This is a genomic window from Streptomyces sp. NBC_00988, assembly GCF_045162645.1.
In the GTDB taxonomy this organism is placed as follows: domain Bacteria; phylum Actinomycetota; class Actinomycetes; order Streptomycetales; family Streptomycetaceae; genus Streptomyces.
In genome coordinates, this window is record NZ_CP108730.1 from 11,824,589 (window position 1) to 11,837,675 (window position 13,087).

The window sequence follows — 13,087 nt, forward strand, 5'->3', positions numbered from 1 at the left end:
TCGGCTGGCAGATACGAGGTGACCTGGGCCAGTGCCCTGGCATCCGCGTTTCGATCCGGGCGTCGTCCGGGTACGGTCGAGCGGGAGGTGGTGGCCTGTGATCCAGATCGTGGAGCACGCACCGCAGGAAGGCTCCTACGCCATCGGCGCCGCGATCGAGGCGGCCGGGCTGCCGACGCGGGTCTGCCGGACCTGGGCGGGCGACCCGGTGCCGGACACGGCCGGCGACCTGGTGGGCCTGGTGGTGATGGGCGGGGCGATGGCCGCCTACGAGGACTTCCCCAGCCGTGGCGCCGAACTGGCCCTGCTGCGGGCCGCGTTGGAGGCCGAGGTCCCCGTGCTCGGGGTGTGTCTCGGCGCGCAGTTGCTGGCCGTCGCGGCGGGCGGAGTCGCCCGGCCAGGTAATGGCACGCAGGTCGGGTGGGCCGACGTACGGATGACGGATGCGGCGCGCGCCGACGCCCTGTTCACCGCCGTTCCCGAGCGGCTGCGGGTGCTGCACTGGCACGGCGACACGATGGACCTGCCGGCCGGGGCGACACTGCTGGCCTCCTGCGACCGGTACCCGGTGCAGGCGTTCCGGATCGGCGGATCGGCGTGGGGCATGCAGTTCCACCTGGAGGTGGACGAGGCGGCGGTCGGCGCCTTCGCCGACGCGTTCCCGGAGGAAGCGGCCACCGCTCCCGGAGTCGTGGAGGACGCGCCCGCCGAACTCGCCGTGCTGGCCCGTCACCGCGACGGCGTGTTCCAGCGCTTCGCCGCGTTCGTCGCGGCGCGTGCCGAGCGGACGGCGACGCGCGCGTTCTTCACCCGGCGGGCGGCCACCTGGGAGGAACGGTTCGCGGACGACGGTCCCCGGTACGCGGCGGCTGTCGAGCGGATGGGATTGCGGGTCGGCCAGCGTGTCCTGGACCTGGGCTGCGGCACCGGCCGTGCGCTGCCCGCCCTGCGCGCACAGGTCGGCGACGCGGGCTTTGTCGTAGGCATCGACCTCACACCCGCCATGCTCACCGCCGCGCTCCGGGAAGGCCGCGACAAGGACGGGTGCCTGCTCCTGGCCGACGCCTGCCGGTTGCCCTTTCCGACCGCGGCGGTGGACGCGGTCTTCAGCGCGGGCCTGGTCAACCACGTTCCCGACCCGGCGACGGCCCTGCGTGAATGGGCCCGAGTCACCGCTCCGGGCGGCACCCTGCTCCTGTTCCATCCCTCCGGCCGCGCCGAACGTGCCGCCCGTCACGGCCGACCCCTCGACCCGGACGACCCTCTCGCCGAGGAGAACCTCCGCCCCGCCCTGCGAACGGCCGGATGGGACCTGTCCCGCTACGAGGACGCCCCGCACCATTTCCTGGCGCGCGCGTCACGCGGCGTCGGGTGCGGCGAGCCCGCCGTAGGGAATCACGTTGCCGAGAACGATCTAGCTGGCTAGGTTCGCCCCATGGCTGATGACGAACCCACGCGGGCCGCGGGCCTGCTCGATGCCCAGGCCAAGGCCGCGCTGCTCTTCTCGGAGGTCGAGGAGCGCGGGCTCGTGGCGCCCGGCGAGGGGGAGCGGGCCGTCAGCGACCGGGTTCGTGACCTCGCGAACGAGTTGTTCGGCACGACCCGGCACTGGCACAAGCGGATCGTGCGCTCGGGGCCGAACACGCTCGCGCCGTACAAGGAGAACCCGCCGGACCGGGTGATCGGTGCGGACGACATCGTGTTCGCCGACTTCGGGCCGATCTTCGAGGAGTACGAGGCCGACTTCGGGCGGACCTTCGTGCTGGGCGACGACCCGGTCAAGCACCGGCTGCGCGACGACCTCCCCAAGGTGTTCGCGGCCGGCCGGCGCTTCTTCGAGAACACCCCGGACATCACCGGCGCGGACCTGCACACCGAGGTCGCCCGCCTTGCGGACAAGGCGGGCTGGGAGCTGGGCGGTTGGCATGCCGGGCACCTGGTCGGCGAGTTCCCGCACGAGACGATCGAGGGCGCGCACGTCGAGTCGTACGTCACCCCCGAGAACGACACCCCCATGCGGCGCACCGACAAGGCCGGCCGTGCCTGCCACTGGATCCTGGAGATCCATCTCATCGACCGCGAGCGGGGATTCGGCGGTTTCTACGAGGAACTCCTCACCCTCTGACGGTAGTTGGGTCGGCAATAGTTGATCCATGGGGACTGTGGCGGCGCTGTACCGGTATCCGGTGAAGTCGATGTTGGGTGAGGCCGTGATCGCTGTCGCGGTGACGGAGAACGGGCTGTCCGGGGACCGGGTCTATGCCGTCCTCGACGGGACGGGCGCGGTGGGCAGTGCCAAACACCCGCGGAAGTGGGGCGAGTTGCTGCGCTGCCGGAGCCGACTCGACGACTCCGGTGTGGTCCGCGTCGTCCTGCCCGATGGCACCGCACTACCGGTCCAAGACCCCGGCCTGGACGCGGAGTTGTCCAAGCTGCTGGGCCGGCAGGTGTCCGTCTCCGGCGTCGTTCCGGAGCACGGCCGGCTGGAGCGCGCCGTGCCCGAGTACGAGGGCGGAGTCCCGGATGTCGTACGGGAGTCGGCGACCGTCGACGCGACGGGGGAGCGCATCACGACGGGCGGTGTCGCGCCGGGGACGTTCTTCGACTTCGGCCGGGTCCACCTCGTCACCACGGCCGCCCTGGACCGGATGCGGAGCGTGTATCCCGCCGGGGACTTCGACGCGCGCCGCTTCCGGCCGAACCTGGTCGTCAACTCCCTTGGCGGGCCCGGCTTTCCGGAGGACGACTGGGTCGGGTCGCGACTGCGGGTGGGGGAGGCGCTGTTCCGCGTACTGGTCCCGACACCTCGCTGCGTGATCCCCACCCTCGGCCACGACGAACTCCCGCCGGACCCGGGCCTCATGCGCGCGGTCGCCCGGGAGCACCGCATCCCGGTGTTCGACCTCGGCCGGCTGTCGTGCCTCGGTGTGTACCTGGACGTACTGGAGGCGGGGACGGTGCGGGTGGGTGACCCGATCGCGTTGGAGGAGACGGTTGGGTGACACCCTCCCCACGACGGGTCAGTCTCCGGCCCTGTCGAAGCGGTACTTCAAGTGCGTGGCGAGGGGAGTCTCGACCACCCTGACCGGCTCGACGCGCTGCGGTCCCGCGCCCGGGCTCTCGAAGAGCCGCAGGCCCGCGCCGAGGAGGGCGGGCACGACATGGAGCTGGAGTTCGTCGATGAGGCCCTCCCCGAGGTACTGCCGGACCGTGTTCGCACCGCCCGCGACGTCGACGTTCCGGTCACCGGCGACGGCCTTCGCCCGGTCGAGCGCGCTGTGGATGCCGTCGGTGACGAACGTGAAGGTGGTGCCGCCCTCCTTGACGAGGGTCGGTCGGGGGCGGTGGGTGAGGACGAAGACCGGGGTCCGGAAAGGCGGGTTGTCGCCCCAGAACTCCTCCCCGGTGTCGTACATCATCCGGCCCATCACCACCGCTCCGGTCGCGTCGAACCACTCCCGCATCAACTCGGAGTCACGGTTCTCCTCCCCACCGGTCATGCCCTGGCGCTCCCGCCAGCTCGCCAGATCGTGGATCCACTCGAAGAGCGGCTCGGCGCCGTCGCCGCCCGGGTTGTCGATGGTCACGCCGGTACCGGCGATGTAGCCGTCGAGGGAGATGGCGAGATCCGCGGTCACGGTCACGATGGTGCTCCTGAGTCGTGGAGGTGCTGGTGCTTCCACCCTCACGTCGATCGGGAACCGGCGCATTCGACGTGGCCGGCTACACGTCCTCGTCCAGATGCCGGCGCAGTTTCGCAGTGACGGCCGGGATCTCGCGGCGGAACGCCGCCTGGTCCAGACCGTCGTCCGCGACCACGGCGAGCAGCGCCCGTTCTCCTACGGCCGTCACGATCACGTGGCCCGTGCTGCAACGCGCGCTGATCTCGCGGAGGTGGCCGGTGCCGCCCTGGTCGGCGAGGCGGTGGCCCAGGGCCAGGGTCGCCGCCGCCACCGCTGCCATGGACTCGGGGTGGGTCTTGGTCGTGTCGCTCGCCACGACGAGCCCGTCGCTGGTGGCCAGCGTGGTCTCGGTGACTCCCATCACGTTGTCCCGCAGGGCGATGAGGAGGTCGGTCACGGGGTCGCTCATGGCGTCTTCTTCCTGTTTGCGTGCAGGCGGTGGGAGAACGAGGCAGGAGGGGAGCCCGGTGGGGACATGGCTGCGGGAGGGGCGGTTCAGTCGTGGGGCCGGCTGGCCGGCGCGGAGTTCCGGCTGGGAAGGCGACGCGGGAGCGATGCGGAGTCGAGCGCGGAGGGTGGCGCCAGGGGGGAGGGGGGCACCGTGGAGGGTGCGACGCGCGCCGCCGTGCTCGGCCGGCCGTTCGGCGAGGATATGTGCGGGCGGACGAGACCGCGGTCCAGCAGGTGTCGTAGGTCGATCATGACGGCGAAGAGACCCCGGCCGAGGGCGAAGGCGATGTCCCTCGCCGTCCTGCGTCCGTCCGCGGCGGCCAGGACGGCCCGGTGCCGGGCCGGGAGCCTGTCGGCGGGTTCGGGGAGGTGTGCGGTGGACGCCGGCTGCATACGGGTGCGGGCGAGAGCGGCGACCGAACCGGGCTCCCCGGCAAGCAGGTTGACGCGCCGGGACACCTCGCCGAGGAGTCGCTCGGGGGTGACACCGGCATTGCGGTACAACGTCGGTACGGGCTCGGTCACTTCCCAGCTGTCGGGTACGGCGAGGGAGAGTGCGAAGGCGGCGTCGAAGAGCGCGCCGAGGCTGATGACCTCCAACTCGGCGGCGCCGACCAGCCCCCGGTCCACGAGTTCGGCGGCGAGGTGTTCGTGGGTGGTGTCGGAGGCGCGGACCGCCGACCACGCCTGCTCACCGATCCGGCCCGACCTGAGCAGCAGCCCCTCGATGCCCGGTGCGCCGGGGGTCTCCATGGCCACCACAAGGCCGTCGCGCACATGGATCGAGCCGCCCGGGGTGCCGGTCACGACCACCGTGCAGGAACGCCGTGACTCTGTTGGCGATCTTGCCGGGGGTGCTGACAGGTCGTCTGTTCGGCAGTTTCCTGGAGTGAGGCGGGGTGGTTCCGGGGAGAGGGCCGGGGATGTCCTTGCGGGCCAGGAGTTACCAACGGATCCCGACGCGAACGGTGTTGACAGCGTGGGCGGCGTGCCCGAAAGGCACGCCGGCGATGCTGATGCGGGACCGGCTGGATGTGGTGTTCAAGGACGAGGAGTTCGCGGACCTGTTCCCCAAGGACGGGCGGCCGGGCTTGTCGCCGGGGCAGTTGGCGCTGGTGTCGGTGCTGCAGTTCGCGGAGAACCTGTCCGACCGTGCGGCCGCGAACGCGGTCCGCACCAGGATCGACTGGAAGTACGCGTTGGGCCTGGAGCTGGATGATCCCGGCTTCGATCATTCGGTACTGTGCGAGTTCCGGGCCCGGCTGGCCGAGGCCGACGCCGCGGACCGGCTGCTGCAGGTGATGCTGCACCGGCTGACCGAGGCCGGACTGCTCAAATCCCGCGGACGGCAGCGCACCGACGCGACCCACGTGCTCGCGGCGGTGCGCACTCTCAGCCGGCTGGAGCTGGTCGGCGAGAGCCTGCGGGCTGCGCTGGAACAGCTCGCCCAGGCGGACCCGGACTGGCTGCTGCCGCTGGTCGAGCCGGAGTGGGACAAGCGCTACGGGCGCAAGGTGGAGATCGGCAAAGTGCCCGGCGGGAAGGCCGGGGTCACCGCCCTGGCAGAGGCCACCGGCCGGGACGGGCAGAAGATCCTGGCCGCCGCCTGGGCGGCCGACGCCCCGCCCAAGCTCCGGACACTGACGCAGGTGGAGATCCTGCGCCGGGTCTGGGTGCACCACTATTACTGGGACGCCCGCGGGCTGCTGCGCTGGCGCGACGGCCACGCGCTGCCACCCGCGTCGCTGCGGTTCGACTCCCCGTACGACACCGATGCGCACTACTGCGTCAAACGGGACACCGTCTGGTCCGGCTACCGCACCCATTTCACCGAAACGTGCACGTCAGACCTGCCGGAGGTGGTCGTGCACGTGGCCACCACGATCGCCCCGGTCCAGGACGGCAAGCTCACCGCCCAGATCCACGACGACCTCGCGGCGATCGACCTCACTCCCGCCGAGCACGCGGTCGACACCGCCTACGTCAGCCCCGCGCAGATCGAACGCGCCCGGCGGGTACACGGCATCACCCTGCTCGGCCCGGTCACACCCGACCACAGCCACCAGGCCAGAAGCGGAGCCGGGTTCGACAAAGCCGCCTTCACGATCGACTGGGAGTACCGCCGGGCCACCTGCCCCCAAGGCAACCTCAGCCGCGAGTGGCGACCCCTGCACATCAGCGGACACGACTACATCCAGGCCAAGTTCGACAAGGCCACCTGCCTGGCCTGCCCCGTGCGCCCCCAGTGCACCGACGCGGTCAGTGGTCCGCGCTCACTCGCGCTGCTGCCCACCCGCGAACTGCACGAGATCCAGCAGCACAACCGTCTCGACCAGCACACCGAGGACTGGCAGCGCCGGTACGCGATCCGCGCCGGCATCGAAGCCACCCTCTCCCAGAACGTCCGCGCCCACGGCCTGCGCAGAACCCGCTACCGAGGCCTGCCGAAAACGCACATCGGGCACGTCCTGACCGCACTGGCCTGCAACGTCACCCGCATCGCCGACTGGATCGCCGAACCGACCCGTCCCCGGCGGGCACCCAGCCACTTCCACGCCCTCTGCACCGCCCCCAGCTGACCCCGGCAAGATCGCCAACAGAGTCACGCCGTTGGGTCCGGAGTGCCGCCAACAGGGCGGGAACGTTGCGGGAGTCGGCGAGCGGTTCCTCGGTGCCTTCCGTCATGCCAGCAACTCGTCGGCGTGCAGCCTCAGTTCGCGCAGCGCCGAGCTGAGGTTCGTGCGGTCGCGGTCGACGGTCGCGCACAGCAGCAAGGGGTCGCCCTGCCGCGGGAGTTGGATCGTCACGAGATGCCGGGTGGAGGTCGTCACGACGACGCTCTCCAACTCCCCTGTCGCGCCTGCCCGAACGAGGTGCGTGCGGGCCAATTCCGCTATTTCGCACGAGTCCTGACTGGCACTCATATCCCCCGACTCCGCATAGGAGAGGCCGGTGACGGCATCGAGTACCGCGGCTCCGCTGATGCCGGGCGTGCTCAGGGCGCGGCCCAGCGCGGCGTCGAGCGATGACAAAGGTCCCCCCTTCAGTCACTTCGGCGAGCAGACTACTTTATTTGCCAACTATCGCAACTCTGACCAAAGATGGTGTTGTCTGTTACCCGAACGGTTCGCATTGAGACCGTTTTCGTGGCGAGATGCCGAATCTCGCCGGGGTGAGGGGAACGAGGCACCACGTGAACATTGAGGCGACACTCAAGGAAGCGATGACTATCGACGGGGCCCTGGGGGTGTCCCTGGTCGACTACGAGAGCGGCATGACGCTGGGGTCGCTGGGCGGCGGGCCGCATCTGGACCTGGAGATCGCGGGGGCGGGCAACACCGAGGTCGTACGGGCCAAGCAGCGCACGCTGAAGGCCATCAACGTGGACGACCGCATCGAGGACATCCTGATCACCCTCAGTCAGCAGTACCACCTGATCAGGCCGCTGGCGAGCACCCGCGGCTCGCTCTTCCTGTATCTGGCGCTGGACCGGGAGCGCAGCAATCTGGCGCTGGCGAGGCATAACCTCAAGCGCCTTGAGTCCAGCCTGGAGGTATAAACACCCCTGGGCATATGACGATTGAGTATTCTTCATGTCGGCCCGGTCTCGGTGGGGCAATATGCGCCGAGAGCGGGCCGGGTCCTGGAGACGCCGTATTCCGGGGCATCACCCGGGGGTTGAAGCGGCTTAATTGTCTAGTCCACTAATGTCTAGTCCTTTATCGAGCTTTCGCTCGGCCGAGCCGTTTTTCCGTATCGCCGGGCGGACCGGCAGGAGTACCGCCGACGGGTGTTCCGGGTCATGGAACACCTCCTGGTTCCCGGCGCGGAGCGTCGTGGCCGTCGCCCTGGGTTCACCGGTGCCCGGATTGCGGTTGTAGCGGGGGAAAGCGCCCGCAGATCATGGTCGACGACCAGATCGCGGGTGAGGGGCGGGGGAAGGCGCAGCAGACGCTGGGTGAGGTGGCTGCCCAGGTTCATCGGTGTCTCCTCCGTCAACTCCGGTGCAGGAGGCCGATGTTACGGGGGCTCAGATCAGTCCGGCCCGTATGGCGTACGAGACGGCATGGGCGCGGTTGCGTGCCCGCAGGCGCTTCATCGCGCCGTAGAGGATGTATCTCACCGTACGCTCGGAATAGGCGAGTTCCGTCGCGATCTCCTCGCATTGCCTGCCCTCGGCGATCAGGCGCAGTACGGCCACCTCGCGCGAACTCAGTGGCGCTCGGCCGACGGTCTGTTGTCGAGGTGCGGAGGGCTTGGTCCCGTCCTCGCCCGCCACGGCGCGCACCGTGCGGACGAAGACGTCCGGGCTGCAGAAGTCCCACCACACCACGGCTCGGACACCCCGGCGCCGGGCCGCCGACACGTCGGCCTGCCAGCGCTCGCTCACGACCACCAGGAAGCGGGCACGCGGGTTGTCGCTCAGGCTGGGGAGCAGGTCCAGGACGGAGGCGTCCGCCACGTCCACGGCGACCACGATCGCGTCGGCCTCCCGGATCCTGTCCCGCGGCACCTCGCGCAGCCGCGGCTCCATGGCGACGAAGCCGGCCAGTCCGGCACGGATCAGGGGAGCGGGGGCGTGGATCGCCACCCGCAGGCTCTCGCCGAGTACTCGCTGAGGCATGTGCCCCCCAACTCGCGACTGAGGTGGTCCATTTGGTTCGGGAGGACGATGGTGTCACCGGCGGAGATCACGCATGCGCGCCACCGGCCCGTCGCGCGCGAGCGGAGGGAAACCTGGCGCGAGTCGCCGAGGTGTCCTGATCCCGGTCCGCATGTCACCACGGTCCGGGGCGGAAGATCCCGTCAACTCCCTGTACGGAACGGCAAGGTTGGCGGTTTCGCCTTTCGCCGGAAACGGCGGGCGCGCGACGATGCCGTAGGAAGCGCGTTCTGACGCCCTTCGTCCACCGGTTCGCTTCGCCGTCGCCGTTCCAGGCCGTCGGCCCGCGTCCCCACGGCCGGTGACTGTCTCTGACAACTTCTAGCGACAAAGGTGGCCGCATGATCGCGTCCATTGCCCTGTGCGTGGGGCTCGGCCTGTTACTGCTGCTCGGGGTCGCGCTGATCCGGCGGAGGCGCAACTCCACCTCCGCGCAAGGTCGTTCGGCACTGTCGGGCGCCAGCCGCAGGGCACTCGAAACAGTCGCGCTGGGCCTGCGGGCCGTGGCCGCGGGGCGTCCGCAGAGCGGGCGCCCGCTGCCGGACATCCACGTCGTCGTCCACTCGGGGCAGCGGCTGACGTTGCGGCTCGCCGAGGCGGACGACGACGCACCCGCGCCCTGGACCGCGGACGTCTCCGGGAAGGAGTGGTCCGTGGACACGGCGAGGCTGCGCCGAGGGGGCAGCGCAGGTGACGGGCCCACGCATCCGTACTCCCTGACGGTCACTCTCGGCCTCCACAGAGGCGAGAGGATGCTGGTCGACCTCGCACGGCTGAGCGGGCCGATCGCCCTGACCGGAGACGACAACGATGTCCTGCTCCTGGCGCAGGCCCTCATCTCCGAAGTGGTCTCGGGGCCGGTCGGGACCCTCGCCACGGTCGTCCTGGTGGGCTCGGCGGCCACTCCCTCGGTGACCGACGGGCTGGGAGCGCGATCGGCTCGCCTGCACACCGCGGCCAGCCGGGGCGAGGCACTGGCCGTCGGGGAGAACAAGCTGCCCGGACAGCGCGGGGGACCGTCATCCCTGCAGACCCTGCACATGGGCAGGGACCGGGGCGCGGCGAACTCCCGGACCCACGCCCGCCGGCTCTTCGTGGTCACCGCGGCCCAGTACCGCAACGAACGCTGGGGCGACACCCCGTTGCGCGGGACCGACGCGCTGCTGGTGCTCGGCTACATTCCCGCCCTGGAGTGGAACCTTCAGGTGAAGCCCGACGGCGCCCTGCTCACCGGTCGGCTCGGCGTCCCCGTCGACACGCACACCGCCCGCCTCAACTGACCTGACGGGCAAGGTTCTTGGGCCGGTGGTCCGCAGCTACGGCCGTCTCGCTCCGCCCGGGCCCGGCACGGGACCGCCGGCTCTGGGCGGCGCGCCGTCCGGCACCAGAACGCGGCGGGCGAGGCTGCCGTCCAGCCAGGCCGCGGCCAGTTCCACCCGGGAGCGGCACCCGGTGCGCCGGAAGAGGCGGCTGAGCCGCCGCTCCACGGTCTTCTCGCTCCACGCGAGCCGCGCCGCGATCTGCCGGTTGGTCGCCCCCTCGCTGACCATCGTGGTCAGCCGGACGTCCTCCTCGCCGAACTCGTCCCCGGCCGGGCGCGTCCTGGGCAGCCCGAAGGTCCGCCGCCGCGTCATGTGACCGAGCGTCGTACGGGTGGCCCGCCCGATCCCCAGTGACTGCGCCGTCTTCGAAGCCTCGGCCTGCCACGGTGCGGACTCGTCGCCGATCTCCATCAGGGACAGGCAGCAGAGCAGGCCCAGATAGGCGTCGCCCCGCAGGCGTACCGACCGGAGCGCGGCCAGGGCGCTGTCCGTGTCGCCGTGCACCAGGCCGCGGCCGAAGAGCACCGCCTCGCGCGTCATGGGAGAGCCCACCACCTCGTGCAGCGCCTCCAGTTCGGCCAGCGCCTCCGGCATGACCTGTGGCAGGCCTGCCACCAGGGCGAAGGAGACGTACCGCAACAGCACCTTCTCCGTGCCCGAGTGCAGACCCCGTTCGCGAGCCCGTCGTACGTCTCCCAGGGCGCCCGCCAGCGCCTCCTCCCGCTGGCCCGACCAGTACCGCACGCCCAGCCTGGCCCAGACGACCAACGGGTGCGACACGGCCGCCGGAATCAGCGCGAGCCAGTTCTGGGCGAGCCTCAACTCCCCACGTGTGCAATGGATCTCGGCCGCGAGCGCCCGGGCGGGCTGTGCGGCGCCCGCCGTCGTACCCCGGGTCCGGCTGCGTGCCTCGATCCGACGGGCGGACACCAGGGCCTGGTCCCAGTCGCCTTCGAGGTAGTCGCGGACCATGGCGTGATACCAGGCGGCGGTGCTGTTTCCCGACCCCGTGTACCGGTCACCCAGCACGGCGGACAGGGCGCCGGTCAGGTCGGCGTGGACGGCGGCGGTCCGCAGCCGGTCCAGGTCCGGTGTGCTGTCCGCATCGGCCCGCAGGGTGCGCAGAGCGGCCGACAGCTCGGAGTGGCTCCCCGCCGCGGCGGCCAGCAGCTGTAGTTCCGGTACGGACGGCAGTGGCCCGGATCCCGTCCGCTGTCCGGTGGTCGACGGCCGGGGGGTCTCGGTTCCCGACCGGGGCGGCACCGGTCCGAGCCCGAACGGACCGACCAGCTCCACGAGTTGGGCCACGGCGGGCATCGGACCCTGGGCATCGACGTCAGGGATGTCCTCCGGCAACCGGTGTTCGTGCAGCGCCGCCAGAGCCCACACCTCGGCCACGAAGTCCAGCGAGCCCCGGTTCCGCTCCTCGGCCTGTGTCGTGGTGAGGTGGGCGAGCAGCGGTTCGCCCAGCGCCAGCGCACCGGTGTGGTCGGCGTGGCGCAGGCTCAGTTCGGCGGACTCGCGCAGGACGCCGGCCGTCCGGTGGTCGTGCGGCTTCAGGCGCCGCAGCGCCGACGCGTAGGCGCGGACGGATCGGGGCCAGTCCGACCTGGCGTCAGCACGGGCCGCCGCGAGCAGCACATCCACCGCGAGGGCATCGTCCAGCTCGCCCCCGGCGGCGGCCACGTGTTCGGCCAGCCGCGGATAGCAACTGCCCGCCGTCTCCGCGCCGAGCCGGTCGGTCAACGACCTGGTGATCAGGGCGTGCAGCGACGACACGTCGTGGTGGGTGGGCAGTACGCGCAGCGTCGCCGCGAGCGCCGGGACGGCGAACGCCATCCGGCCGTCCCTGTCCACGGTCAGAATCCCGTCCCTGACCAGCGGGGTGACCGCCCGGTCGACCAGACCGGCCCGGCGCGGACCCCCCGGCTTCAGCCGGAGCAGATCGTCCAGTCGCACTTCGGCATGTCCGACGCTGCGTGCCACGGCCGCCGCGTCGTCCAGACTGTCGGCGTCCGGCGGGGATTCGGGCCAGCAGAGTCGGCTCAATTCCGTTGTGTCGGTGGTGAAACGCAGTGCGCGCTCCGGCTCGGTCAGGCACACCTGCCCGTCGAGCTCCAGGAGGTCGCCGTGCTCGTCCATCGCGTCCAGGATCGACAGTACGGCCGCGGGGGTGCCCGCCATCGGGCCCAGCGCGGCCAGCACCGCCGTCACGAGTGCCGGCTCGACCGGGCGACCGAGCCTCCGTACGACGAGTGCCTCCAGGTCGGCGGGCCGCAGCGGTGGTAGTTCGAGCAGCCGGTCGGCCGCCGCTGCCAGCGGCGAGGCACCGTCGGCTCCGGGGCGGACCGGCCGGCCGGCCATCACCATCGGTACCCCGGCCGGGCGGAAGACGCGCAGCAGCAGGCCGAGGGCGGACGCCGTCGGGCGCGGCATTCGTTCGACGTCGTCGACCACCACCGCGAAGGGGATGTGGGCCGCGGCGTCCGCGAGGATCTCGCCCAGTACGGACAACAGCGCCAACTCGCCGTCCTGGCCGGTGGATTGCAGCCGGATCCGACGGACGGCGCCGACGCGGACCGGGCTGCGACGGTCGTGGAACTTGGCGAGCACCGAGTGCACGCCGTCGGCCAGGGCGGCCGCACCGGGTGGGCTCCCGGCGTCGTGACAGCGCAGCCGTAGGACATGGGCGCCTTCCCCGGCCGCCGCTCGTCGGGCTTGTTCCAGCAGGGCGGTCTTGCCTGTGCCCGGGCCCCCGACGAGCAGGAGAGTACGGGCGGAAGCGCCGGTGGACAGCAGGGTTCGCGTCACATCCCGGAGTTCGGCGTCCCTGCCGATGACAGGGTCTCCTTCCCGCACGTCCACCCCTTCCGGGTTCGGTGCTCCGCGCGTGAACGGCCAGCGGTGGCAGGCGAGTTGGCGGCGGTGTGCGGAGCCGGCCGTCCGACGGAGACGGCCGTGTGAATGTG

Annotated in this window: 12 protein-coding genes; 6 read left to right on the top strand and 6 right to left on the bottom strand. The window is 71.2% G+C overall.

The genetic code is table 11. The features are described from left to right. Positions 1-97 precede the first annotated feature (97 nt). The 3 genes from OG496_RS53205 to OG496_RS53215 are packed head-to-tail and all read left to right on the top strand — an operon-like array spanning position 98 to position 3,002. Positions 98-1,426, top strand: a complete 1,329-nt coding sequence (locus OG496_RS53205) for a methyltransferase domain-containing protein (protein WP_405976194.1) — start codon at positions 98-100, stop codon at positions 1,424-1,426. A gap of 9 nt (positions 1,427-1,435) precedes the next feature. Next, positions 1,436-2,125 carry a M24 family metallopeptidase gene (locus OG496_RS53210; RefSeq protein WP_405976195.1) on the top strand — a complete coding sequence of 230 codons (690 nt, stop codon included), beginning with the start codon at positions 1,436-1,438 and terminating at the stop codon, positions 2,123-2,125. A gap of 28 nt (positions 2,126-2,153) precedes the next feature. Further along, positions 2,154-3,002, top strand: coding sequence for an MOSC domain-containing protein (locus OG496_RS53215; protein WP_405976196.1), 849 nt, complete (start codon positions 2,154-2,156; stop codon positions 3,000-3,002). Between the two features lie 18 nt (positions 3,003-3,020). Here OG496_RS53215 and OG496_RS53220 read toward each other — a convergent pair whose 3' ends face one another. The 3 genes from OG496_RS53220 to OG496_RS53230 all read right to left on the bottom strand — a co-directional run bounded on the left by OG496_RS53220 (position 3,021) and on the right by OG496_RS53230 (position 4,940). Beyond that, complete coding sequence (locus OG496_RS53220) at positions 3,021-3,644, bottom strand: dihydrofolate reductase family protein (protein ID WP_405976197.1); 624 nt, start codon at positions 3,642-3,644, stop codon at positions 3,021-3,023. A gap of 79 nt (positions 3,645-3,723) precedes the next feature. Further along, positions 3,724-4,092, bottom strand: a complete 369-nt coding sequence (locus tag OG496_RS53225; RefSeq protein WP_366495791.1) for a roadblock/LC7 domain-containing protein — start codon at positions 4,090-4,092, stop codon at positions 3,724-3,726. Positions 4,093-4,178: 86 nt separating this feature from the next. After that, on the bottom strand, positions 4,179-4,940 hold the full coding sequence (locus OG496_RS53230; protein WP_405976198.1) for a hypothetical protein: 762 nt from the start codon (positions 4,938-4,940) through the stop codon (positions 4,179-4,181). A gap of 116 nt (positions 4,941-5,056) precedes the next feature. Between OG496_RS53230 and OG496_RS53235 the strand changes: the two genes are divergently transcribed. After that, the gene (locus OG496_RS53235) at positions 5,057-6,712 is read left to right on the top strand and encodes an IS1182 family transposase (protein WP_405976199.1); all 1,656 of its coding nucleotides are present in this window, start codon (positions 5,057-5,059) and stop codon (positions 6,710-6,712) included. Positions 6,713-6,814: 102 nt separating this feature from the next. Here OG496_RS53235 and OG496_RS53240 read toward each other — a convergent pair whose 3' ends face one another. After that, complete coding sequence (locus OG496_RS53240) at positions 6,815-7,165, bottom strand: hypothetical protein (RefSeq protein WP_405976200.1); 351 nt, start codon at positions 7,163-7,165, stop codon at positions 6,815-6,817. A 161-nt stretch (positions 7,166-7,326) separates the two neighbouring features. Between OG496_RS53240 and OG496_RS53245 the strand changes: the two genes are divergently transcribed. Further along, positions 7,327-7,692: a hypothetical protein gene (locus tag OG496_RS53245; protein ID WP_405976201.1), complete on the top strand. Its 366-nt coding sequence runs from the start codon at positions 7,327-7,329 to the stop codon at positions 7,690-7,692. A 471-nt stretch (positions 7,693-8,163) separates the two neighbouring features. Here the strand turns inward: OG496_RS53245 and OG496_RS53250 are convergent, their stop codons facing one another. After that, complete coding sequence (locus OG496_RS53250) at positions 8,164-8,757, bottom strand: response regulator transcription factor (protein ID WP_405976202.1); 594 nt, start codon at positions 8,755-8,757, stop codon at positions 8,164-8,166. A 380-nt stretch (positions 8,758-9,137) separates the two neighbouring features. On the opposite strand from OG496_RS53250, the gene OG496_RS53255 reads away from it, so the two are divergent. Continuing rightward, positions 9,138-10,076: a hypothetical protein gene (locus OG496_RS53255; RefSeq protein ID WP_405976203.1), complete on the top strand. Its 939-nt coding sequence runs from the start codon at positions 9,138-9,140 to the stop codon at positions 10,074-10,076. A 36-nt stretch (positions 10,077-10,112) separates the two neighbouring features. Here the strand turns inward: OG496_RS53255 and OG496_RS53260 are convergent, their stop codons facing one another. Then, complete coding sequence (locus OG496_RS53260) at positions 10,113-12,977, bottom strand: AAA family ATPase (protein ID WP_405976204.1); 2,865 nt, start codon at positions 12,975-12,977, stop codon at positions 10,113-10,115. Positions 12,978-13,087 lie beyond the last annotated feature (110 nt).